This window comes from Phytohabitans houttuyneae (genome assembly GCF_011764425.1).
In the GTDB taxonomy this organism is placed as follows: domain Bacteria; phylum Actinomycetota; class Actinomycetes; order Mycobacteriales; family Micromonosporaceae; genus Phytohabitans; species Phytohabitans houttuyneae.
This window is the reverse complement of sequence record NZ_BLPF01000001.1, coordinates 1,087,530-1,111,012: the sequence shown is the minus strand read 5'-3', so window position 1 is coordinate 1,111,012 and position 23,483 is coordinate 1,087,530. Positions and strand designations below refer to the sequence as shown.

Here is a 23,483-nt window from a genome sequence, read left to right as displayed (position 1 = left end):
CTCCGTGCCAGCCTCACGCCTCGCCTTCGGCGGTGGACCGCTCGGCGGCCTCTTCGCGCCGCTGTCCGACGAGACCGCCGCCGGTGCGCTCGACGCGGCGTGGGAGGGCGGTGTCCGCTACTTCGACACCGCCCCCCACTACGGCATCGGCCTGTCCGAACGCCGCATCGGCGCGTTCCTGCGCACCAGGCCGGCCGGCGAGTTCACCGTGTCCACCAAGGTGGGGCGGCTGCTCGTGCCGCAGGACCCGCGCGGGCGCGAGGACGAGTCCTTCGCCGTGCCGGCCACGCACCGCCGGGTGTGGGACTTCAGCAGCGGCGGCGTGCGTCGCAGCCTGGAGGACTCGCTCGCCCGGATGGGCCTCGACCGCGTCGACGTGCTGTACCTGCACGACGCCGAGTCCCACTTCGAGGAGGCGCTGCGTGACGGCTACCCGGCCCTGGCGCAGCTGCGGTCCGAAGGGCTGGTGCGCGGCATCGGCGCCGGCATGCACGACGCGGCGCTGCTGACCCGGCTGGTCCGCGAGGCGGACATCGACGTGGTGATGCTGGCCGGCCGGTACACGCTTCTCGACCAGTCCGCTCTGGACACGCTGCTGCCCGCCTGCGCGGAGCGCGGGGTGTCGCTGTGGGCCGCGGCCGTCTTCAACTCCGGTGTGCTGGCCACGCCGCGCCCGACCTCGGGTGCCACCTTCGACTACGCGCCCGCCCCGGCCGACGTCCGGCGGCGGGTGGAGCGCATCGCCGACGTGTGCGAGGCGCACGGCGTGACCGTCCCGCAGGCGGCCATGGCGTTTCCGCAGGCCCATCCGGTGGTCGCGGGCATCGTGGTGGGGATGCGCTCGGCCGGCGAGGTACGGCACAACCTCGCGTCGCTGGCCGCCACCATCCCGCCGGGCGTGTGGTCCGACCTGCGCGCCGAGGGACTGCTCGACCCCCGCGCCCCACTTCCCGCGTAGGCACGCGCGGCGATACTTGCTGGATGTCTTTACGGCGGCTGGTCATCGTCAACGGCGAGGAAGGCGCGGGCAAGTCCACGATCGTCCGCGCCCTGCTGCCGCACACGCCGGGCGGCGCGCGCATCGACGCCGAGGACATCGGGCAGACCAACCCCTGCCCGATGGACGACGACTTCTTCGCCCTGCTGCGCCGCAACGTGGCCCTGCTCGTCGAGAGCTTCTGGCGCGCCGGCTACACAAACGTCGTCGCGGGCAGTTTCCTGCGCACCTACCCGGACTACCTGGCTTTCCGCGAGGTGCTCGCCGAGCCGGCGGCGGCGGTGTACCTGGTCGACCTGCGCGTGGCCAGGGACGTGCGGGACCAGCGGCGCCTGACCCGCGCGAAGCGGACCACGCGGGAGTGGCGGGAGCGGGTCGACCTCATCCCGGAGGACACGAGCATCCGGGAGGCGGCCGGCGCCGACTACCGGTACCTCGGCATCGACACCACAGACCTCGACGTGGCCGCCACCGTGGCGCGGATCAGGGCCGGCATCCCCGAGATCTACGCGCCCTGACGGCTCCGGCAGCCGGAGAGGGCGACGGTGGACGGGCATGGCGTTCACGCGCGGGGGCGAACGCCATGCCCGCTTCCGATGAGGCTCAGCGCGCCGGCGGCGTGACCGGCGGGGTCGGCGGTGGCGGGTCGACAGCGATGCCGACCTGGGAGTACGGGCCGAAGTTGCCCGAGCTGTCCCACGCGCGCACCCGCACCCAGTAGGTGCCGAACCCGCGGAACGGCACGTACCCGACGGTGCCGCTGGTCTTGCTGATCAGTACGCCGTTCAGGTAGACCTCGTAGCCCACGAGGAAGGTCTCGTCGGTCGCGTGGTCCCAGCGCACCGTCATGGTGGTCTGCGTGATCCCGCTGATGCGCAGGTTGGCCGGCGCGGTCGGCGGGGTCGTGTCCGGCAGCTGGCCGAAGAAGATCGGGGCGAACGGGGAGAGGTTGCCGGCCGCGTCCACCGCGCGTACCCCGAAGGTGGTGACCATCGGCGGCGGGGTCGGGATGGAGATGCTCGTGGCCGTGGTGGTGGCGATCTGGGTCGTGCGGTGGAAGACCTGGTACTCGACCACGCCCGTGTCGTCGGTGGCCGCGTCCCAGCTGAGGGTCGTGGTGCTGCCGGCGGTGTAGCGGGCGTTGGTGGGCGCGGTCGGCGGGGTCACGTCCGGCGTCGTGGGGGCGCCGGAGCAGGGCGAACCGTTGACCGTGCAGCCCTGGGGCTCACCGCTGCCGCTGGCCACCCACCCGAAGCTCGTCGAAGCGCCGGCGGCGATCGTGCCGTTCCACGGGTGGTTGGTGAAGACGAACCGGCTGCCCGACCGCGTCATCGCGGCGTTCCAGTAGGAGCCGAGCGTCGTGCCCGCCGGCAGGTCGAACTCGACCCGCCACGACGTGATCGCGGTGGTGGTGTTGTTGTGGACGGTCATCTTGCCGATGTAGCCGGTGGACCACTGGCTTTCCTTGGCGAAGGCCGCGGTCGCCGCGTGCGCCGGCGCGGGTAGGACGGTGATCGCTCCCAGACCCACGACGACCGCGGCGGCGAGGCGCACGGTGCGGGGGAGGGGAGCGGCGGAGAGTCTCATGTCAATGGATCGTAGAGACGTACATCGATCGCCGGCATCGTCCGAGTGCGGGATTCGCGAGCCCACGAGCCCTGCGGTGTGTGCGGAGCCGTGGCACTATGTCCGGCGTGGATGGCATACGGGGGTTGCCGCCGGCTCGCGGTGGATTGCTGGCATTGGTGCTTGGTCTGTCGCTCTCGGTGACGGGATGCGGCATCGTCGGGGGCGGTGACGACGACAGCGGGACGGCGGACACCGGGGCGGGTGCCACCCCGTCCCCGTCGACGACGCCGACCGCGCAGGCGCTTCCGGTGTACCAGCGGCCCGCGTCGGCGGACGTGTGCGCCGCGGCCAAGCGCAGCAAGCTCGCGGTCGTCAAGACCAAGCCGGAAAAGGAGGGCCTCGACGCCGGCTGCGAGATCTCGGTGAAGTCCAAGCGGCCCGACAGCCCGTACACGCTGCGCGTCCGCTTCGAGGACTGGGGCACGCCGGAGCGCACGCGTACCTTCTACGACACGCAGAAGGACGCCGACTGGCGCAAGGGGCACTCCGCCTTCACCGGGCCGCCGACCCAGCGCTCGGAGGTGCTCCAGGTCGGCGGCGCCAAGAAGGGCGAGCAGTACGACGAGGCGTACTACGCGTTCTACGCGGACGTGGAGGTCGCGCGCATCCACTACAGCCAGAGCGTGGTCGGCCTGCTCAAGAGCAACATCATCATGAGCATGGACCTGCTCGGCGGCGACCAGACCGGCACCACGATCGCGAGCATCAAGCCGCTCAAGCCCGATGTGGGCCAGAAGATGTTCGACGACGCGGCCGACGCGATGCTCGCGCTGCTCCAGGAGCGGTAGCGGCCCGGCCACGTCACCACGCCAGCAGCAGGAGCTGGCCCGCGGTCAGCACGTCGAGGACGCCGCACCACTCCGCGTACGAGCGGGACACCGCGCGGTCGAGCCTGAGGTGCACGAAGTCCCACACGCCGTGGAAGAACCACCCGGCCGCGACGAGGTAGAGCCCGAGGTCGGGGTCGACGGCCAGTGCCGCCAGCCCGAGCCCGCCGAAGGCGACCATGCCGAGCGCCTGTACGCGCACGGTGGTGGGGTGCGGCACGTGCCCGATGACGCTCCAGGCGAGGGCCGCCGCCGCGAGCGGCACCACGACCGCGACCACCGGGACATCCACCGCGCGCAGGGCGATGAGCAGCGCGAACGTCACGCCCAGCGCCGGCCACGCGAGGCCGCGCCGGCCGCTGCGCGCCGCGACCAGGTAGATCAGGGGAGGAAGAGCAGCGTCTCGCCGAGGCCGCTGACCTGGGCGGCCACGGTGCCGCCGCCCAGGGTCACGACGGCCGTGAGGATGCCGAGGGCGGTCGGCCACCGCCGGGCCAGAGCGCGGACCATCCGGTACGGGGTGCCGCGCTCGGCCGGTACCGTCGCGCCGGTCACCGGGCCACCTCCTCGTGCGCGCGCTCCTGCTGGCCGTGGTCCTTGTGGCCGTGCGTGTACTCGTCCCGGCGGCGGAGCATGACGGCGAGCATGAGCGGCAGCATCGCGATGTGCATGACCATCATCAGCGCGTGGCCGGACATGAGGCCGGTGAGCGTAAACGGCGCGAGCAGCACCACCGGCGCGAACATCACCGCCACCATCTCCATCGTGCCGGCCCAGCCGTGGCCGCGGTACCGCATCCAGACCACCATGCCCACGGACATGTCGAAGGCCATGAGCAGGGCTGCGGTCTCGGGCTGCGTCTGGCTGGAAAGCTCGACGTCGAGCAGGCCGAGCAGCCCGGCGCGGGCGAGGCCCAGCACGAGCATGCCCACGACCATCGCAATGATCATTTCCACGTAGTGCCAGAGGAAGCGTTTCACGGGAGTGTCTCCTTCGGGATACGGATACCCGGTGGGGGTACCCGTCGTCCATACTGGAGGACATCGACCGGGAACACCAGTGCTTAATCCACACGTGATCTCATGACACATGTCATGCGGCCGGCCTGCGACAATGGCGGCGTGGCGGACGCGACGGGCTTGGCGAGCCTGCGCCGGTACACGTGGTGGACGCTGACCGGCGCGGTCGTGACCGTGCTCGTCCTCTTCGCCGCCGGCTGGCTCGTGGCCGGTGACGCGCCGGCGTGGGCGCGGGCCCTCGGCGGGGCGGCGCTGGCCGTCACCGTCGCGGCGAGCGTCGCGCTGCTCCACCGCCGGCTCGGCACGGCGCCCGGCCACCCGCCGACCGGTTGGCCGGCCGAGGGCCAGGTCGCCCGCCGACCGGTTGGCCGGCCGAGGGGCCAGGTCGCCCGCCGACCGGTTGGCTGGTCGCCGGGGCGGCGGGCGCGGCGGTGCTGGGCGCGGTCGAGCTCGGGTCCGGCGAGTACGGGCGCTGGGCCCTCGCACCCTCGGTCGTCGTCGCCATCGCCGCGACCTTCCTGCCGGTGCGCGGGCAGTGGTGGCTGCTGGGCGCGGCGAGCGCGGCGGCGGCCGTACCCGGACCGGTCGTGGCGCGGGCCGCGGGAGACGGCGGCGAGCTCTACGCGGCACTCTTCCCCGCGGGCCTCGTCCTCTTCGCCGGGTGGACCGTGCTCGGGCCGCTCTGGGCGTGGGACGTCGCCAGCCGCCTGCACGCCGCGCGGCGGCTTTCGGCCGAGCTGGCGGTCAAGGACGAGCGGCTGCGCTTCGCCGGCGACCTGCACGACATCCAGGGCCACCACCTCCAGGTCATCGCGCTGAAGAGCGAGCTCGCCGCACGGCTCGCCGAGGCCAACCCGGCACGCGCGGCCGGTGAGATGCGCGAGGTGCGGCGGCTCGCGGCGGACGCGCTGCGGGAGACGCGGGAGCTGGTGCAGGGGCTGCGGCGCACGACGCTGGAGGACGAGATCGCCAACGCGACCCGGGTGCTCGCCGCCGCGGACATCGACGCGCGCATGGACGTCGCGCCCGCGCCGGCCGGCCTGTCCACCGCCGGCCGCCACCTTCTCGGGCTTGTCGTGCGCGAGGCCACCACGAACGTGCTGCGCCACAGCCGCGCCGCCCGCGCCGACGTCGCGTACCGCGTGGATGGCGGCCGGGCCCGCCTGCTCGTGAGCAACGACGGCGCGGCACCGCCCGCGGATCGCGCGGGCACGGGGCTGTCGACGCTCGCCGAGCGGCTGGAGGCTGCCGGCGGCGACCTGACCTGGCGGCACGACGGTGACCGCTTCGAGGTCGCCGCGACCCTGCCGGTGGCGCTGCCGTGATCCGCGTCCTGCTCGCCGACGACGAGGACCTCCTGCGCGGGGCGCTCGGCGCGCTGCTCGGCCTGGAAGACGACATCGAGGTCGTGGCCGAGGCGTCGACGTCGACCGGCGCGGTGGCGTTGGCGCTGGAACACCGGCCGGACATCGCGGTACTCGACCTGGAGATGCCGCCCACCGACGGCCTGCGCGCGGCCGGCGAGATACGGGCCGCGCTGCCCACCCGCGTGGTGCTGGTCACCCGCCACGCCCGTCCGGCGGTGCTGCGCCGGGCGCTGGCCGCGGGGGTGAGCGGCTTCGTGCCGAAGACCACCGAGGCCACCCGGCTCGCCGAGATCATCCGGGACGTCGCGGCCGGCCGGCGGTACGTGGACCCGGAGATCGCCGCCTCGGCCCTCACCGAGGGCGCCTGCCCGTTGAGCGAGCGCGAGCTGGAGGTGCTGCGCGCCTCCCGCACCGGCGCCTCGGTACAGCAGATCGCCGCCGAGGTGCACCTCGCACCCGGGACCGTCCGCAACTACCTTTCGTCGGCGATCACCAAGCTCGGTGTCACGAGCCGCCACGCCGCCGCCCACCACGCGTGGGAGCAAGGCTGGATCTAGCCTCCCGCGCGCCCCGTGCGGTTGATCAGGGAGTTGATGCCGCGCCACGCCCACCAACTCCCTGATCAACGGGGAGGGGGTCGTGCGGTGCTTGCCTTGACGCCGGCGGCAAGGTTTAGCGTTGGCGCATGCGGATTGGCGAGCTGGCGGGGCAGGCCGGCACCACGACGCGGGCGCTGCGCTACTACGAGGCGCACGGGCTGGTGCGCCCGCGGCGCGCGGCCAACGGCTACCGCGACTACGACGAGGCGGAGCTGCGGGTCGTGCGCGAGATCCGCGCGCTGCTCGCCACCGGGTTCGCGCTGGATGAGATCCGCCCGTTCGTGGCGTGCCTGCGGGCCGGCAACCCCAGCGGCGACGTCTGCCCCGACTCGGTGAGCGTGCTGCGGCGCAAGCTCGCCGAGGTGGAGGCGTACATCGAGCGGCTCGAAGCCGTCCGTGGCCAGCTCCGGGAGCAGCTGGGCGGGGCGCGTTGAGGTTCGCGGTCAGCTACAGCCCGGCGTACCACGGCATGGACCCGCAGACGCTTGTCGGCTACGCGCGGGACGCGGAGGAGGCCGGCTTCGAGGCCATCTACCTGCCCGAGCACATCGCGCTCTACCCGGGCGCCGCCATCGGCGAGATGCCGATCCCGCCCGCGCTGGAAAGCCCCGACCCGCTCGACACGCTCGCCTTCGTGGCGGCCGCCACCTCGCGGATCCTGCTCGGCACCGGGGTGCTGCTGCTGCCGTACCACCACCCGGTCGTGCTCGCCAAGCGCCTGGCCACCATCGACGTGCTGTCGCGGGGGCGGATGCGGCTGCTCACCGTGGGCATCGGCACGCTGCCCGGCGAGGCGCGGGCGACCGGCGTCGACTTCGCCACCCGCGGCCGCCGCGCCGACGAGGCGATCGACGTGCTCCGCCTGCTGTGGGGCGGCGGCGAGGAGGGGGTGAGCCACCACGGCGAGTTCTTCGACTTCGCGGAGCTGACCTGCTACCCCAAGCCGTACGGCGTGCGGCACCTGCCGATCCACATCGGAGGGTCGAGCCGCGCGGCCGCCCGGCGGGCGGGCAGCCGTGGCGACGGCTGGTTTCCCGGCGGCCTGATCGCCCCGGACGAGCGCCGTGCCCAGCTCGACCTCGCCCGCGCCGAGGCGGCCGAGGCGGGGCGCGACCCGGCGGCGCTGGAGTACACCCGCTGGGCCTCCGTCGACGTCACCCCGGAGCGGGTCGAGGCGCTCGCTGCCGAGGGCGTGACCCAGCTCGTCGTCGGCGCCACGGCCGAGGACCCGGCCGGCCGGCGCAAGCAGCTGAACGCCCTCGCGGCGCGCTTTTCGCTCGCGGCCTGAAGGTCAGCGCGCCCAGTAGTCGCCCGGCGGGAGGCGGACCCAGCGGTCGGGCGGGCCGACGATCGGGCGGGCGTCGGTGAGCCGCAGCCCCGCGTGGGCGCAGCAGGAGGCCAGCGCGCGAAACCGGTACAGGAACGTGTGCAGGATCTCGCCGGCCGTGTCGTCCGCGCTCGACCAGCCGCCGCCCGGGTGCAGGTCCCAGGCCACCACCTCGCCGTCGCGGGTGGCCCGGCCCTGGTTGCCGCTCTTCGGGTTGGCGTACATGCCGTAGCTGAACGTGCCCTCCGACAGCCGGCGGCACACGACGGGGGTGGCCGCGCCGTACGCCCAGGGCTGGGTCACCACGCAGCCGCCCTCGACGTCCGTGACGCCGACCGTGAGCAGCGTCTCCTCGCCCATCGGGTCGTCGCTCAGCCGCCGGACGAGCTCGTCGGGGTCGCCGGGCACCTCGGCGGCGTCCAGGCGGCGCACCGCCTCGGTCGCGTCGATGCCGGCCGCGCAGCACAGGCTCAGGCCGTCGTAGTGCGGCGTGCCGATCGCGTCGACGAGGCGGTGCCCCTCCGCGGCCGCCGCGCGCTCGGCATCGGTGAGGCCGGGCGCGCCGGGTGGGCGGTCGAAGAGGTCGGGCGTGCGGCCGGCCAGGCTCAGCCGCCCCGGCGACCAGCCGGCCATCATCGGCCGCCACGGGTCGGCACCGGCGGCGGCGAGGGCGCGGGCGCTGCCGGCCTGGCCCGCCTGCACGGCGATCCACAGTGGACTGCGCCCCTCGTGGTCGGCCTCCACGTCGGCGCCGGCCGCGATGAGCGCTGCCACGACCTCGGCGGTGCCCCACTCGGCCGCCAGGTGCAGCGGCCGCCAGCGGCTCCCCAGCTCCGCCTCGGGGTCGGCGCCGGCGGCGAGCCGGGCGCGCACCTGCGTGAGGTCTCCCCAGGACCGGTAGCCCATCCGCGCCCAGCCGCCCTCGCCGCCGGTCAAGCCCCGTCGCCTCCCCCGTGTCGCCCCCGTTGCGGCGCCCCCGACCGTGCCGCCGGGGAGCGCCAAGACCGACCGAGGATAGACGCCCGGGCCGCCCGCCGGGGTCCCGTCCGGCGGGCGACCGCGGACCGCCGGCGCCCGGGCTCCGGCGGCGCCCCACAGGCCGCCGGAGCCTTCCGGTGAGTGAACGCTCAGCTGTCACTCATGGCGGCCATCCTGGACCACGCCACTGGACAAGAACTGGACAAGCGCTCACGGCAGGGTCCGCGGCAGCCCGAAGCGGCCCAGCAGGCTGTTGTTGACAAATCGGGTGAACTCGGACACGCGGTCGCCGGCCACGGTCACCACGAGCAGGCCGTGCGCCCGGCCGGTGGGCGAGTGCGCGTCGTAGAGGTACGAGCCGAACGCGGGCTGCCCGTTCGCCCGGGTGGGTACCAGCCGGTACCGGCGGATGCCGCGGAACGCGACGGTGCGCAGCAGCTCGTGGATGGCCGCGTGGCCCTGGTACTCCAGCGGCAGCGGCGGCATCCGCAGCCACGCGTCGTCGGTGAGCATCCCGACGATCGCGTCCACGTCGCCGCCCTCGAACGCCTCGGCGAAGCGGGCGGCCACCTCCCGTTCCCGCTGGTCGTCCGGGAGGCCGGAGGGTGCCGGCAACGCGGTGGCGAGCGCGGCGCGGGCCCGCTTGAGCGCACTCGTCACGGAGTCCTCGGTGGTACCGAGCGTCTCGGCGACCTCGCTGGCCCGGAAGCCGAGCACGTCCCGGAGCACGAGCACCGCCCGCTGCCGGGGCGGCAGCGACTGCATCGCCGCCACGAACGCGAGCGAGATCGCCTCCTTGCGCTCGTAGCGGGCGTCCGGCCCGGGCGCGGTGTCCGGTACGCCGTCGAGCAGCGCGTCGGGGTACGGCTCGAGCCAGGACGGCTCCGCCCACAGCGTCGGCTGGGGCAGGTCGACCTCGATGCGCGGCTGCGCCTCCCGGATGCGCCGGTCGCCGGCGCGGAGCGCGTTGAGGCAGCGGTTGGTGGCGATCCGGTACAGCCAGGTGCGCAGCGTCGAGCGCCCGGCGAAGCCGCCCAGCCCTCGCCACGCGGCCAGCAGCGTCTCCTGCAGCAGGTCCTCGGCGTCCTGCACCGAGCCGAGCATCCGGTAGCAGTGCACCTGCAGCTCGCGCCGGTACGGCTCGACCAGCTCCCGGAAGGCCTCGCCGTCACCCGCCCGCGCGCGGACCAGCACGTCCGTCACCGAGATCACCCCCTCCAGAAATGTAGACACGGCGGGCGGCGCGAAGTGGGCGCCCACTTTCCGACCCGCCGCGTGTCGGCACAGGTATGACGATCTCGCAGGAGCGGTGGCGGGCCACGCCCGCGCAGCGCTGGACGCTCGCGCTGAGCGCGCTGGCGTCGTTCATCGTGGTGCTCGACATGCTGGTGGTGGCGACCGCGCTGAGCGCCATCCAGCGTGACCTGGGCGCCTCCCTGGCCGACCTGGAGTGGACGGTCAACGCGTACACGCTCAGCTTCGCGGTGCTGCTGATGACCGGCGCGGCGCTGGGCGACCGGTACGGGCGGGTCCGGATGTTCGCCGCCGGCCTCGCGCTCTTCGCGGTGGCCTCGGCCGCCTGCGCGCTGGCCACCGGCGTGGGCACGCTTGTCGCCGCCCGCACGGTGCAGGGCGCCGCCGCCGCCATGATCATGCCGCTCGCGCTGGCGCTGCTCAACGGCGCCTTCCCGCCGGAGCGGCGGGGCTGGGCGACCGGCATCTACGGCAGCGTCACCGGGCTCGCCGCGATCCTCGGGCCGGTGCTGGGCGGCGCGGTCACCGAGGCGGCCACCTGGCAGTGGATCTTCTGGCTTAACGTGCCGGTCGGGCTGCTCGCGGTACCCCTGGTGCTCACCCGGGTCGCGGAGAGCCGCGGCCCGGCGGCGGCGCTCGACCTGCCCGGCCTCGCCCTGGCGGCGGGCGCGGCCTTCGGCCTGACCTGGGGCCTGGTCCGCGCCGGCACGGCCGGCTGGGGGAGCGCGGAGACCCTCACGGCGCTCGCGGCCGGCGCGGTGCTGGGGGTGGCGTTCGTGGCGTGGGCGTTGCGCGCGAAGGCGCCGATGCTGCCGCTGCGGCTGTTCCGGTCGCGCGCGTTCTCGGCCGGGAACGCCGTGATCTTCTTCCTCAACGCCGCGCTCACCGGCGCGATCTTCTTCACCGCGCAGCTGCACCAGGTCGCGCTCGGCGCCGGCCCGCTGGAGGCGGGGCTGCGGCTGCTGCCGTGGGGGATCGTGCCGTTTCTGATCGCGCCGCGGGCGGGCGCGCTCGCGGACCGCATCGGCGAGCGGCCGCTGATCGTCGCCGGCAACCTGCTGATGACCGCCGGCATGGGCTGGCTCGCGCTGCTTGCCGACCCAGAAGCCGGGTACCTGTCGATGGTGGTGCCGATGGCCCTCGGCGGCCTCGGTTTCTCGCTCGCGGTACCGGCGGCCACGATGGCGGTGGTCAGCCGGGTCGCGCCACCGGACATCGGGCGCGCGTCCGGGACGTTCAGCACGACCCGCCAGCTGGGTGGGGCGTTCGGCATCGCGATCCTGGGCGCGGCCTTCGCGGCCGCCGGCGGCTACGCGTCACCGCGCGCCTTCACCGACGGGTACGCGGTGGCGCTCGCCTGCGCGTCGGCGCTCACCCTGGCCGGCGCGGTCGCCGGCGCGCTGCTCCCGCCCCGCGCGCGGCAGCGGATCGCCGCACCCGCCGGTCCGCCACGGGTGCCCGGCTACGCCGGCTCGGCGCGGCATGCGACCGGGCGTTCAGAGGACGCGCCAGAAGGGTGAGCGGGTCCGGTCGGCGGGGAGGCGGTCGAAGCGGCCGTCGAAGAAGAGCAGGGCGGCCTCCTGGTCGTGGCGGCACACCGCGCGCACCTGGCCGATGAAGATGGAGTGGTCGCCGGCCTCGTACATGCGCCACAGTCCACATTCGAGCCACACGATCGCGCCGTCGATCAGCGGTGCGCCGCTGCGCGGGCCGGGCGACCAGGCGACGCCTTCGAAGCCCGCGAGGCCGCGGCGGCGCGTCCGGTCGGCGAAGTGGCGGGCGATCCCGTCCTGGTGCGCGGACAGCACCGACACCGCGAACCCGCCGGCCTGGCCCAGCCGCTCGTGCATGACCGCGTCGCGGTCGACGCAGACAAGCACGAGCGGCGGGTCGAGGGAGACCGACGTGAACGAGTTCGCCGTCATCCCGTGCGGCTGCTGGCCGCCGACGGTCACCACCGTCACCCCGGTCGCGAACGCCGCGAACGCGGTGCGCAGCAGCCGCTGGTCGCTGGCCAGCGGCGGCGTGACCGTGCCGGCCGGCCGTTCAGGCACGGCCGCTCACCAGCGGTGTCGGCGCGTACGGCACGAGCGCGCGGGCCAGCGCCGCCGGCACCCGCGCCGGCACCGTCCGCCCGTTCGGACCGCGCATGCACGCCACCCGCTGCCGGCCGCGGGCCACCAGGAACTCGCTGTCGCCGGCCAGCCGCAGATAGTCGAAGACGAACTCGAGCTGGGTCTGGCCCAGCTCGGCGAGGCGCATCCGGATCGCCAGGTCGTCGAAGGCGGTCAGCTCGGCGAAGAACTCGCAGTCCACCTTGAGCGTGAACAGCTTCAGGTCGTCGCGCAGCTCGGCCAGCATCCCCGGGACCCGTTCCTTGAGGAACATCTCCCGGCACCGTCCCTGCCAGCGCAGGTAGTTGGTGTAGTAGACGTTTCCGACGAGGTTGGTCTCCTCGAACCCGACCGTGTGGCGGTACTCGTAGTAGCGCTCCACCTTAATCCTTCCGCTCGCCCAGGACGGCTATGACCACCGGCTCGTCAGCACCGCGAAGCGACGTCGCGAGCGTGGCGATCCGGACCTCGCCGGCGGCCAGTACGCTCCAGCCCGGGCCGGCTCCGGGCTGCAGGACGATCGGCGCCGCGGTGGGGCGGCCGGCCTTCTGCAGGCACTCGACGGCGCACCACACGCGGGTCGCCGCGACGTCGAACGGTTCCGCCGTCTCGGCCACGATCACGTCGGCCAGCCGGGCGTGCGTGCCCAGCAGGTCGTCCCACGTGGCGCGGTCGCGCGGCGTCACGGTCTCCACGTCGCAGGCCACGTCGCCGTCGCCGGCGACCGCGAGGCTGGCGGCGGTACCGTGCGCCGTGGACACCGTCGAGGAGCTGTCCACATCGGACTCGCCGGCCAGCTCGGGGCGGCCGTCGGGGCGGTGCCGCAGGCGCACCGGCCGCCCGAGCGCGCGGGACAGCACCGCGGTCGACGCCGGTCGGGCCCCGTTGCGCGGGTCGACCGCCACCGCCACCTCGCCGGCGAGCACGCCCTCCAGCCGCCGCTGCAGAAATGGCCCGAGCAGGGCGGGCGCCCACGGTCCGGAGCCGTCCCGCTTGCGTACCGCGCGCAGCCGCAAGCCCTCCCACCGCTCCACCACCGTGCCGGCCCGGTCCCGCACCGCCACGTCGTACACGTAGGTGTCGCCGCTGTGCTCCCGCTCCACCGCGGCGAACGTGACCTCGCCCGCCGAGGCAAGCTTCGGGCCGGCCGGGTACAGCCGCTCGACGCCCATCGGCAGCAGCGTCGCGTCCGGTACGCACACCTGGATGCCGTGCATGAACGCGTCCCGCGCGCCCGGGTCGCCGAGCAGCAGCTGCCCGGGCAGGAACGCGCTGAACCACGCCGTGCCCTGGTCGGTCGCCACGTCCGCCTCGGCGTGGCGGGCGGCGACCCGGCGGTACCGGCGCAGCCGCTGGAAGCGCCGGCCCTGGAAGAGCACGTCGCCGTACAGGTCGCGGGGCGGGTCGAGCGGCACCCACGGCAGGTCGGCGGCCGGCTCCGGCCCGCCCTCGGGCACCTCGCCGGTCCAGCACCGCAGCGTGGCCCGGAAGTGGTCGACGCCGAAGCCGGTCTCCGCGCTGCGGATCGCCAGCCGCACCATGCCCGGCGCCGTGGCGAGCGCGGCGATCCGGACCGTCGTCGCGCCGTCGCGGGGCACCACGATCGGCCGGGCGAAGACCGCCTCCTCGATCAGCGGGGGATCGGTGTCACCGGTCAGCGCGGCCGCGACCTGCGCCATCGCCTCCATGCCCAGCACCGCCGGGAAGAGCAGGTCGCCGTCGAGCAGGTGGTCGTCCAGGTACGGGTCGCCGCCCGGGGACAGGTCCAGCTCGGTGACCAGCTCCACGCCGGGGTAGTGCACGAGCACCCGGTCGATGAAGCGCAGCAGCGGCAGCTCCGGCCGGTCGTACGTGAGGGTGTCCAGCGCGCCGGTGCGGCCGGTGACCACGAGGGCCGGCGGGAGGTCGGGCGTGGCGAGGACCTCGCGGAGCACGCGTACGCCCTGGTCGGTGGTGATCGGCGTGACGCCGGAGCGGAGCAGCGACTCCACGACCGAGAGCCGCTCGCCCATCCCGACCCCGGACCAGACCGACCACTCCAGGCAGACGGCGCGGCAGCCGGGATGGGTGTCCCGGGCCTCGGCGGTCAGCTCGGCGAGCCACTCGTTTGCGAGCGCGTAGTGGCCCTCCCCGGCCAGCCCGGCCCGCCCGATGATGCTGCCGAACGTGACAAGCAGCCGCAGGTCACCCGGCTCGACGGCGTCGAGCACCGCGCGCAGCCCGCCGACCTTCGGGGCGAGCGTGCGGCGCAGGTCGTCGGGGTCGAGGTCGGCGAGGCTGGCCGGCTCGTTGCGCCCGGCGCCGTGCAGCACGGCCGTGACCGGACCCAGCTCGGTGCGGACCCGGGCGACGGCGGTACGCACCGCGGCCTCGTCGGTCACGTCGGCCCGCAGGTAGCGCACCTTCGGCACGGCGGCGCGCAGCCGCGCGAGGTTGCCGGCGAGCTCCTCGTCCGAGGCGGGGTCGGAGCGGCCGAGGATGGCCAGCGCGGCGCCCGTCTCGGCGGCGAGGACCCGCGCGCACTCGGCGGTGATGCCCTTGCCGCCGCCGGTCACCAGGAGCACGTCGCCGCTGCCGAGCGGGAGCTGCCCCGGCTGCTGGGGCGCGGGCACGGGGCGCAGCACCGGCACGCGGCGCTCGCCACCCGCGCCGTACTCGACCTCGCTGTACCCGGTGGTGGCGGCGACGTCGGCGACGACCTGGTCCACAATGGACCGCTCGAGCGGCGCCCGTACCACGGTGGTGCGCAGGGCCGCCGCCTCCAGCCGCGCGGTCCGGGCCAGCCCGGCGGCGCCGCGGCCGTGCTGCAGCAGCACCAGGCGGCCGCCGTCCGGCTGGCGGATCGCCGCCTGCACGCCCGCAAGGGCGGTGGCCAGCGCCGCCTCGGTGGTCTCCTCGGGCAGGCAGATGAGCACGCCACCGCCGACGCCGCTCTCTTCCAGCGCCGCGCGCAGCGGCTGGGCCAGCGGATGGCCCGCCGGGGCGTGGACCTGCCAGGCCCCGTCCGGCTCGACGACCGCGGGCTCGGGTCGGATCGCCGGTACCAGGTGCACGGCGAACGGCCGTACCCAGGTGTCGATGCCCTCGACCGACGGCGCCGGCGCGTTGCCGGCTCCGGTGCGGGCCAGCTCGTCGAGCGCGTCGGCGAGCTGGCCGACGGTGGCCGTGGCGAAGTTGGTCGGCGCCCGCACCGCGGACAGGCCCAGCTCGCGCGTGGCCTGGCTGACCACCTGCCCGACGGTGATGGAGCTCAGGTGCAGGTCGTCGAGGAGGCGGCTGCCGTCACCGACGAGGTTGGGCGGAAGCTCGGCGCGTTCGGCGACGAGGCGGCGCAGCACGCTGAGCGCGTCTCCGTCCGGCGCGGCCACCTCCTCGCTCGGCGGCGGTGGCGCGGCGGTACGGGCCGGCGCGGGCGAGAGGTCCGGCGCGGCCTCGCACGGGTTGGCGAAGAACGAGAACCGGTCGCCGGCCGGCAGCGGGCGGGTGAGGCGGCCGTCGAAGAGGGCCCGGTGCGCCACGGGAGCGCCGCTCACGTACGCCGCGCCGAGCACCGCCAGCAGGGAGGCGATCGACTCGCTGTCGGTGTCGATCGCGACGGCCGGTACCCGGGTGAGGTCGCGGACCATGCGGGTCAGCACGTGCCCGGGGCCGACCTCGATGAAGAGGTCCACCTCCGGCGCGGCCGCCGCCACCGCCGCGTCGAACCGCACCGGCTGCACGATCTGCTGCCGCAGCAGGGAAGGCAGGTCGGCGTGCGGGTCGAGCAGCTCACCGGTCACTGTGGACACCACGCGCCGGGAGACAGGGCGGAAGCCGACCTCCGACAGCCACTCGCCGAACGCCGCCGCCGACGAGACCATCAGCGGGGAGTGGAAGGCGTGCGAGACCGGCAGCTCGGCCCAGACGAGCCCGGCGTCGCCGGCCGCGCGGCAGACCCGGCGCACCGCGTCCACGGGGCCGGCGACCACGGTCTGGCGCGGGCCGTTGTACCCGGCGACGACCACCGGCTCCCCGTCGATCAGCCGGGCCACCCGCTCCGGCCCCGCGGCCACGCCGGCCATCGTGCCGGGCTCGCTGTTGGCCGCCATCGTCGCGCCGCGCACGGTGGCCATCCGCAGCAGGGTCGGCTCGTCGAGCGCGCCGGCCCAGCAGAGCGTGGTCAGCTCGCCGAGGCTGTGCCCGAGCGCGACGGACGCCTCGACGCCGAGCGCCGTGAGCACGCGCAGGCCCGCCATGGACCCGACGACGATGCGTGGCTGGGCGACGGCGGTGGCGACCGTGTCCCCGCCGGTGGGCAGGGCCGCGCCCGCGTACACGTCGCCGGCGGAGGGAAAGCGCCGCCGCAGCGCGCCGCCGCTGGTGCCCCGGCCGGAGCCCTGGCCGGGGAAGAGGTAGCCGATCCTGGCCGGGCGGGTGACGTGGCCCAGGAACGCGTCGCCGGCCTCGGCGAGCATCGCGGTCCGGCCGGCGTCCAGCGCGCCCCGCAGCGCGGTGAGCTGGCGCTCGGCGTCCTCGGGGGAGCGCACCACCGCCGCCGCGCGGTACGCCCGGTCGCGCAGCTCGCGCTGGAGGGTGGCGGCCAGGTCGGCGAGCTCGGCGTACGAGAGCCGCGGCGCGAGCCGGGCCAGTTCGTCGAGGCGCGCGCGCAGGTCCGAAGCGCTCGCCGCGTCCACGAGCAGCAGCTCGGCGTCCTGCACGGTCGCGGCGAGCGCGCGGGCGCGGTGGTCCGGCGGGCGGCGCGGCCCTTCCGGCCGTTCGAGCACGATGTGCGTGTTGATCCCGCCGAAGCCCATCGCGGTGACGCCGGCTCGCACCGGCCGCCCCTCCGGCCACGGCTCGGCCGTACGCAGCACGCGCAGCGCGGGCGCCTCTCCGGTGAGCTCCGGGTGCGGGTCGAGCGAGCCGACGGTCGGCGGCAGCACCTCGTGGTGCACCGCCATCGCCGCCTTGATCAGCCCGGCCACCCCGGCCGCCGCCTTGGTGTGGCCGATCATCGCCTTGACGCTGCCGATGGCGGCCGGCGGCGCGTCCGGGTCGGCCTCCCGCCGGGCCCGCGACAGCGACCGCAGCTCGGTGGCGTCGCCGACCGCGGTACCCGTGCCGTGCCCCTCGAAGAGGCTCACCGTTTCGATCCCGATCCCCGCGCGGGTGTACGCGCGGCGCAGCGCGAGCCGGTAGCCGGCCTCCTCGGGCCGGGTGATCCCGCCGCGGCCGTCGGAGGACATGCCCCAGCCCCGCAGGATCGCGTACGCCCGGTGCCCGGCCGCCCGCGCGTCCCGCTCCCGCATCAGCACGACCATGCCGCAGCCCTCGCCCGGCCAGAAGCCGTTGGAGTCGCGGTCGTACACCCGCATCTCGCGCCGCGCGAGCGCGCCGGTCTTGGCGAACCCGACAAGCTCGAACGGGTCGATGGACAGGTCGACGCCGCCGGCCACCGCGACGTCGAGGTCGCCGTCGACGAGGCTGTTCGCGGCGGTGAGCAGGGACAGCAGCGAGGAGGAGCAGGCGCCGTCGACGGTGTACCCGCCGCCGTTGAGGTCGAAGTGGTTGCAGATCCGGCCGGCGATCGTGTTCGCCAGCCCGCCCGCCAGGCTGTCCTCATTGGACGCCGGGAACGGGCTCTTGTAGACCTGCTCCAGCTCGTCCAGCAGGTCGGCCAGCTCGTCCTCCGGCCAGCCTCGGCCGGCCAGCGTGGCGCCGACCGCGCGGCGCACGTACGGCCAGCGCAACCGCATCACGTTCGCCCGGGTGAACTCGCCGGTCAGGGTGTTGCCGATCACCACGCCGGTCCGCTCGCGCGGCAGCCCGTCGCCGTCCGGGAAGCCCGCGTCGGCGAGCGCGGCGGCGGCCACGTCCAGCGCGAGCCAGTGGGTCAGGTCGGTCGAGCGGTACGTGCTGCCCGGCACCTTGTACGCCACCCGGTCGAACTCGTAGCCTTCGATGACCGCCGCCATGCGGGAGTAGAAGCGGTCGTCGGCGGCCGGATCGGGCGACCAGTAGTCGTCCAGGCGCATCCGCTCGTCGGGCAGCCGCCGGAACGCGCGCCGCCCGGCGATCGCGTTCTCCCACAGGTCGCGGGGGGAGTTCGCGTCCGGGTACCGGCACGCCATCCCGACGACTGCCACTCCCTCGGTCATGCGCGTACGGCTTCCCGGGCCGGTGCCGGCGAGACGGGTACCGCGGCTTCTGCCTCGGCTTCGGACGCCGCCAGCTCGCGCCGGCGCTGGGCCACCTGCACGAGGTGCATCGACCACAGGAAGCCGCCGCGCACCAGGCACACGATGCAGGTCGCGAAGAACAGGCCGTACACGATGGACGCACCGGTGAGGATGCCGTACGCGACCGCGACCCCACCGCCGAACGCGAACTGCGACAGCGGGCTCGTCGGCGTGGTACCCGGGTCCGTGATCATGTAGTTGGTGAAGAGGACGAACGCGACGCCGGTCATCGTGCCGAGGGCGCCGAGGATCGAGGTGTCCAGCAGCAGGCCGCGGACGACCGACTGCAGGACGAAGATGCTCAGCCATCCGGCGATCAGCCACATCCGCTTGGTGAGCTTGGCGTTCAGCATCGTGCCGGTCATGATGATCGCCGCCGGGATGAGCCAGTCGACGGGACCGCCGACGTACTCGGTGAAGTGGTACGGCGGTACGACGCTCACCCACGGGAAGAGCAGCAGCACGACGACGATGCCGAAGTTCGACGGGTTCATGTAGTGCCGCAGCCGGCCGCGGACCGGGGCGCGCAGCAGCCACTTGCCGCTGATCCCGACCATGACGCCGAACATCATGACCAGCACCTGGTCGTTGAGGTAGAGCAGCATGTTGACCGCGATGCCGGTGATGTGCGCGGGGAAGAGGAACTCGACGAAGCCGCGCACGCCACCGCCGCGGAAGCGGACAGGCCGCCGTTCGGCGTAGGCGCCGATCACCTCCAGGAGGAGCTCCATCGTGTACGCCGTGGCGATCGCGATGATCGGCCAGGTCCACGGCTGCTCGAAGCCGAGCAGCGTGTACCCGACGATGTTGAAGATCGTGATCGAGATCGCGAACCGCCGGAGCGCCACCACCCGCGGGTCGCGCGGGGGCTTCGCCGTGGGAGTCTCGCTCATGACGCTACCTCCTGCGCCTGCGTGCCGACCCGGACCGTGTGCCAGCCGGGTGTGAGTTGGAGCCGCTGCTGGCGTGGCGCACCGGTCCGGTCCCGCCAGGCCAGGTCGACCGTCAGGGGACCGCTGGTCTCGCCGAGTCCGACGTGCACCTCGAAGCTCCGCTTGCCGGAGTGGCCGCTGCCGGCGTCCACCCGGCCGACGTGCCGGCGCCCGTCCGGCCCGGTGACCGTCACCTGGGCGCCCGTGGCCGCCGACCCACCGGCCTCGTGGACGAGCCGGAGCCCCAGGAACGCGCCCACCTGCGGGCTCTCGTTGCGGTAGAAGACCGGCGCGTCCCACTGCCGGGCGACCGCGAAGTCCAGCCGGCCGTCGCCGTCGGCGTCGCCGGTCGCGATGCCACGGGTGGGGATGCGCTCGTCCAGGTCCAGCTCCGCGCTCAGGTCCTCGAACCGGCCGCTCGGGCCCTTGACGTGGAAGGCGAGCGCCTGGCCGCCGGCGATGTCGTCGCCCTGCTCGACCTTCGGCCACCAGAGCGGGTGCTTGAGCAGGCCGTCGTTGGCCGTGGCCAGCTCCTGCAGCTGGGCCCACCGGTTGACCTCGCCCTTGACGAAGCCGGCCGTCTGCACGATGTCCGCCTCGCCGCTGTTGTCGAAGTCGCCGAACTTCACGTCCCAGCTCCAGCCGCTCCAGGCCAGTCCGAGCGGAGCGCTCCGGTCGGCGAACGGCGCCTTGCCGTCACCCAGCTGGGCCCGCACGTGCGCCTGGTCGTCCGCGGTGTTGACGAAGGCGAAGTTGCTCTCCTGGAGCCCGAAGGTGGTGGTGATGTTGCCGACGTACATGTCGTAGAGGCCGTCGCCGTCGATGTCGCCGAAGTCGACGCCCATGCCCTTGAACGAGTCGTGTCCCAGCAGCTTCGACTTGGGCACCACCGCGCGGCTGCCGGTGCCCTCGACGAGGGTGAAGCGGACCTTGCCCGGGGTGGAACGGTTGTGCATCAGCCGGTCGGGGCCGAAGTCGTTGGCCATGTACAGCTCGGGGAGCAGGTCACCGTCGAGGTCGTTGCCGCCGGCGGCGAGTACCCAGCCGCGCGAGACGTCTTCGGGGAAGACCCCTTCCGCCTCGGCGTACGTGGCGCCCGGGCGGTCACCGGTCGTACCGCCGGTCCAGCGGAAGACGTGGTCGAGACCACCGTTGTAGGCCAGGGACATCGAGTCGTTCATCGCCACGCCACCGGCGACGGTGTCGTTGATGACCGGCCCGTCCGGGAAGTAGTTGCCGACGTAGATGTCGTCGTGCCCGTCGCCGTCGAAGTCGGCGACCGCCACCGCATTGGTGTTCCACTGTGGACCGTCGTACACGCTGGTGGCGGTCCCGGCCCGCGGCACCAGCTCCACCGGTTGGTACGTGGCCATGGACAGGCCGGTGGCGCCGGGTTTGGCGAGGTAGATCACGGGGGTGCGGCCCCACCAGTACACGAGCAGGTCGTTGCGGCCGTCCTCGTTGTAGTCGCCCGGCACGCAGCCCATCGGCGCGATGTAGGGGTTCATCGGCAGCGGGCTCGGGTCGAGCGCGAACGCCGCGTACCGGCTGGCGCCGGCGCCCGGCGTCGGTGTCACGACGACCCGGTCGATCCGCACGTCGGTGACGCACAGGTCGTTGGCCAGCCCGTCACCGTCGAGGTCGTTCATCGCGATGCCGGCGCCGACGGACGATATCCACGCCCGGATGTGCTCGTAGTCCTTGTTGACCCGGCGGATCGTCTGCTGCGGGAAACCGCCAGGTATGTCGATGGACAGCGGCGTGAAGCGGTAGCCGCTGGCCATCTCCGCGCGTTCGTCCGCCGACGCCTCCGGCAGCCGCGACGCGACGAACATGCCGACGAGCAGGACCAGCGCGACCACGCCGGCCAGCTGCCGGCGTCCCCAACCTGCGATCTTGGACAAGCTCAGCACCTCCCCAGGGATACGAACTCGCTGGCCACGCGCCGCCGCCACACCGCGTAGCCCGGCTCCGGCCCGTCGGCCGGCAGGTCGCGCATCGCCGTGTCGGTCACCGCCGCGGCGTCTTCTGGCGAGCCGCCGCAGAAGGCGGCCGTGGCGCGCGCGGTGTGCGGCGTCGCGAGGCCGGCGCGCAGGCGTGCCTTCGCCGCGAAGGCCGAAGCCTGCGCGACCGCGGGGCGGTGGTCACCGGCCCGCTGCCAGAATGTCTCCAGCTCGGCGTCGGTCACGCCGCCGGCGTACGTCGCGGCCAGGCCCGCGCCGCTGTACAGGTCGTCGCGGCGTTCGGCGGGAAAGCCCTCGATCGTCGCCACGATGCGGTCCACCGCGGTCCCCTCGACGAACCACAGCGCGCGGCCGATGCCCTGGTCGACGGCGTGTGCCGCGTAGGAGCGGCCGGACTCGACCGGCCAGCCCGGCACGGCGTCGCGGTAGTGGCCCCGCACGTACCGGTCGGTGTGGAAGTAGGCCTGGTGGAAGCCGTACCCGTCGAGGGCCAGCCAGCGCAGCACAGGGTCGCCGGGGAGCACCGCCCGCCAGCGGAACCGGGGCAGCCGGGCCAGTGCCCAGCCGACGCCGACGTAGACCATGTAAACGTGGTCGGCGGCCCGGCCGCTCAAGAAACGCTCGACCCGGCGACCCTTCGTGACGCCGAGCCCGTCGAGGATGCCGAGGCCCATCGCGGCGCCCTCGTACGCGAAGCCCCGGAACTCGCGCTCGATCGCCTCGAGACGCTCCTCCGCGTCGAGCGGGTCGCGCGCCTGCACGGCGTGGCCGAAGCCGGTCAGGAACGTGCGCCCGACCTTTTCCAGCAGGTCACGGCTGGTCGCGTCCTTCTCGTGGAAGCCGCGCCTGGCCAGACTCGTCTCCGAGTCATCGGGGTAAGGATCCGTCGTCGCAGTGTTCGCCATGTGCCAGGCACAGGCCACCCCTCCGTCGGCAGTTCGGGACTTGTTACCACCCCGTCACAGCGGGTTGCGGACCATCGTTGCCCGTGGGGAGCGCCGGTTCTACTCCGAGCTTGCTCGATAGCCACTGGGAGGTGTGTCGGACCACGGAGCGTGGTCGGTTGGTTGCGTCAAGTCGGGACATATGCCCTTTAGTGTCCGCGCTTCGCTATCTGAAGTAAAAGCTTTGCGCCGAGAGAAGATTCGCGTAGCTCCATGTGTAGTTAGGTCACGTGTCAATATCTTCAGTGGTGGCGGCGCAGGTCCGGGCACCGGTCGCGCCCACCTGGGCCCGGCAGCATCTATACGGAAATCAAGAGTTGTTCAAGAGGCGGTTCTAAGAATGGTGGCCGGCACGCAAGCGATCTACGCGTGGGGGAACCATGATCGATGTCTCCTCTCCTGTCCCCAGGAAACCGACAATCACACCGCTGCCGTCGTACGCGCCATCGAGCGCATGAGAGGTGAGCTCGCCAGCCCGCTGTCGCTGTCGGACCTCGCGACCACAGGTCTGTTCAGCCCGTTCCACTTCCACCGCATGTTTCGTCTCGCGACCACGATGACGCCCGCCCGCTTCCTCGCCGCGCTGCGGATGGCCCAGGCCAGACGCCTGCTGCTGCATTCCGGACTGACCGTCGCGGCGATCGGCAGCCGTGTCGGCTACACGAGCATCGGCACGTTCACCACGCAGTTCACCAGGCTGGTCGGTGAGTCACCGCTGCGCTTCCGCGAGCTGGTGCGCGGGCTCGGCGACCGCCCGATCGGCGAGATGCTCGCCGCCGCCGGCTTCGCCGCACCCGCGTCCGCAACCCACCCGTACGGGCTGACGGTCGTCGAGCTGCGCCGCGAGGACGACGCCGGCGTGCCCAAGTCCTGGTGCGTGGCCGCCCGGTCGCGCGCGATGTGGCTCGACCGCACCCCGGCCGTGGGGGAGTACGAGGCACGCGTCCTGCTCATCGACGCCCGGGCGACGCCCACCGACGCCCTGGTGGACGACGTCGCGGGAAGCTACCTGACCGGTGGTGCCACGCTCCGGCTCTCGTCGAGCGGCCAGCTCGGCGGTCCGGCGGAGATCGCGCTGCGCCCGCCGCGCGCCACCGACCCGCCGGTGCTCTCCAGCGCGCCGCTGCGGTGGCTCGCCGGCCTGCCGTCCGGAGTGTGGGACGGCGGAAATGATTTGCTTGCCAGTGCGGCGCAGGTCGGCGACCGGCTGGGTGCCGTGCGTCCGCAGGGCACGGCCTGGAGAGTGCATCCCACCCCACCCCTGTCAATGCAAGCGGCGGGAGTCGGACACCCCTAGACACTCTCTGTAGATTC

Annotated in this window: 20 protein-coding genes and 1 pseudogene; 9 read left to right on the top strand and 12 right to left on the bottom strand. The window is 73.9% G+C overall.

The features are described 5' to 3' along the window. Positions 1-4 precede the first annotated feature (4 nt). Complete coding sequence (locus Phou_RS05180) at positions 5-958, top strand: aldo/keto reductase (protein ID WP_246273252.1); 954 nt, start codon at positions 5-7, stop codon at positions 956-958. Between the two features lie 23 nt (positions 959-981). Beyond that, on the top strand, positions 982-1,515 hold the full coding sequence (locus Phou_RS05175) for a hypothetical protein (protein ID WP_173054011.1): 534 nt from the start codon (positions 982-984) through the stop codon (positions 1,513-1,515). Positions 1,516-1,600: 85 nt separating this feature from the next. On the opposite strand, the gene Phou_RS05170 is transcribed toward Phou_RS05175, so the two are convergent. Continuing rightward, entirely contained in the window at positions 1,601-2,584 is a 984-nt protein-coding gene (locus Phou_RS05170; protein WP_173054009.1) for a cellulose binding domain-containing protein, read from the bottom strand. Between the two features lie 158 nt (positions 2,585-2,742). Between Phou_RS05170 and Phou_RS05165 the strand changes: the two genes are divergently transcribed. Next, entirely contained in the window at positions 2,743-3,414 is a 672-nt protein-coding gene (locus Phou_RS05165; protein WP_173054007.1) for a hypothetical protein, read from the top strand. A 13-nt stretch (positions 3,415-3,427) separates the two neighbouring features. Here Phou_RS05165 and Phou_RS05160 read toward each other — a convergent pair whose 3' ends face one another. The 3 genes from Phou_RS05160 to Phou_RS05150 are packed head-to-tail and all read right to left on the bottom strand — an operon-like array spanning position 3,428 to position 4,433. Beyond that, entirely contained in the window at positions 3,428-3,778 is a 351-nt protein-coding gene (locus Phou_RS05160) for a hypothetical protein (RefSeq protein WP_173054005.1), read from the bottom strand. Between the two features lie 56 nt (positions 3,779-3,834). Continuing rightward, positions 3,835-4,008 carry a hypothetical protein gene (locus tag Phou_RS05155; protein WP_173054003.1) on the bottom strand — a complete coding sequence of 58 codons (174 nt, stop codon included), beginning with the start codon at positions 4,006-4,008 and terminating at the stop codon, positions 3,835-3,837. Beyond that, a complete protein-coding gene (locus Phou_RS05150) occupies positions 4,005-4,433 on the bottom strand; it encodes a hypothetical protein (RefSeq protein ID WP_173054000.1) in 429 nt (142 codons plus the stop codon). Before Phou_RS05150 ends, Phou_RS05155 begins: the two co-directional genes overlap by 4 nt. A gap of 470 nt (positions 4,434-4,903) precedes the next feature. Here Phou_RS05150 and Phou_RS05145 point away from each other — a divergent pair, with 470 nt between their 5' ends. From Phou_RS05145 to Phou_RS05130, 4 genes are all read left to right on the top strand, one after another. Further along, positions 4,904-5,797, top strand: coding sequence for a sensor histidine kinase (locus Phou_RS05145; protein WP_218578764.1), 894 nt, complete (start codon positions 4,904-4,906; stop codon positions 5,795-5,797). Beyond that, positions 5,794-6,396, top strand: coding sequence for a response regulator transcription factor (locus Phou_RS05140; RefSeq protein WP_173053998.1), 603 nt, complete (start codon positions 5,794-5,796; stop codon positions 6,394-6,396). Before Phou_RS05145 ends, Phou_RS05140 begins: the two co-directional genes overlap by 4 nt. 128 nt (positions 6,397-6,524) lie before the next feature. Next, the gene (locus tag Phou_RS05135; RefSeq protein ID WP_173053996.1) at positions 6,525-6,872 is read left to right on the top strand and encodes a MerR family transcriptional regulator; all 348 of its coding nucleotides are present in this window, start codon (positions 6,525-6,527) and stop codon (positions 6,870-6,872) included. Continuing rightward, positions 6,869-7,726, top strand: a complete 858-nt coding sequence (locus tag Phou_RS05130) for a TIGR03619 family F420-dependent LLM class oxidoreductase (protein WP_173053994.1) — start codon at positions 6,869-6,871, stop codon at positions 7,724-7,726. The genes Phou_RS05135 and Phou_RS05130 overlap by 4 nt, the downstream gene beginning before the upstream one ends. A gap of 3 nt (positions 7,727-7,729) precedes the next feature. Here the strand turns inward: Phou_RS05130 and Phou_RS05125 are convergent, their stop codons facing one another. Next, entirely contained in the window at positions 7,730-8,701 is a 972-nt protein-coding gene (locus tag Phou_RS05125) for an ankyrin repeat domain-containing protein (protein WP_218578762.1), read from the bottom strand. A gap of 252 nt (positions 8,702-8,953) precedes the next feature. Then, a complete protein-coding gene (locus tag Phou_RS05120) occupies positions 8,954-9,946 on the bottom strand; it encodes a sigma-70 family RNA polymerase sigma factor (protein ID WP_308784401.1) in 993 nt (330 codons plus the stop codon). Between the two features lie 86 nt (positions 9,947-10,032). On the opposite strand from Phou_RS05120, the gene Phou_RS05115 reads away from it, so the two are divergent. Then, entirely contained in the window at positions 10,033-11,517 is a 1,485-nt protein-coding gene (locus Phou_RS05115) for an MFS transporter (protein WP_173053992.1), read from the top strand. On the opposite strand, the gene Phou_RS05110 is transcribed toward Phou_RS05115, so the two are convergent. The 6 genes and pseudogenes from Phou_RS05110 to Phou_RS05085 all read right to left on the bottom strand — a co-directional run bounded on the left by Phou_RS05110 (position 11,494) and on the right by Phou_RS05085 (position 22,141). Next, positions 11,494-12,051, bottom strand: a complete 558-nt coding sequence (locus Phou_RS05110; protein ID WP_371872080.1) for a flavin reductase family protein — start codon at positions 12,049-12,051, stop codon at positions 11,494-11,496. The genes Phou_RS05115 and Phou_RS05110 overlap by 24 nt on opposite strands. Further along, positions 12,044-12,493, bottom strand: a complete 450-nt coding sequence (locus Phou_RS05105; protein ID WP_173053990.1) for an acyl-CoA thioesterase — start codon at positions 12,491-12,493, stop codon at positions 12,044-12,046. Before Phou_RS05105 ends, Phou_RS05110 begins: the two co-directional genes overlap by 8 nt. Before the next feature lies 1 nt (position 12,494). Beyond that, a complete protein-coding gene (locus tag Phou_RS05100; protein ID WP_173053988.1) occupies positions 12,495-18,248 on the bottom strand; it encodes a type I polyketide synthase in 5,754 nt (1,917 codons plus the stop codon). After that, entirely contained in the window at positions 18,245-19,222 is a 978-nt protein-coding gene (locus Phou_RS05095) for an enediyne biosynthesis protein (protein WP_173053986.1), read from the bottom strand. Before Phou_RS05095 ends, Phou_RS05100 begins: the two co-directional genes overlap by 4 nt. Then, the gene (locus tag Phou_RS05090; RefSeq protein WP_371872079.1) at positions 19,219-21,165 is read right to left on the bottom strand and encodes an FG-GAP-like repeat-containing protein; all 1,947 of its coding nucleotides are present in this window, start codon (positions 21,163-21,165) and stop codon (positions 19,219-19,221) included. The genes Phou_RS05095 and Phou_RS05090 overlap by 4 nt, the downstream gene beginning before the upstream one ends. A 2-nt stretch (positions 21,166-21,167) precedes the next feature. Beyond that, a pseudogene (locus tag Phou_RS05085) lies at positions 21,168-22,141 on the bottom strand (DUF1702 family protein). Between the two features lie 482 nt (positions 22,142-22,623). On the opposite strand from Phou_RS05085, the gene Phou_RS05080 reads away from it, so the two are divergent. Then, on the top strand, positions 22,624-23,466 hold the full coding sequence (locus Phou_RS05080) for a helix-turn-helix transcriptional regulator (RefSeq protein ID WP_173053982.1): 843 nt from the start codon (positions 22,624-22,626) through the stop codon (positions 23,464-23,466). The last annotated feature ends 17 nt before the right edge of the window (positions 23,467-23,483 follow it).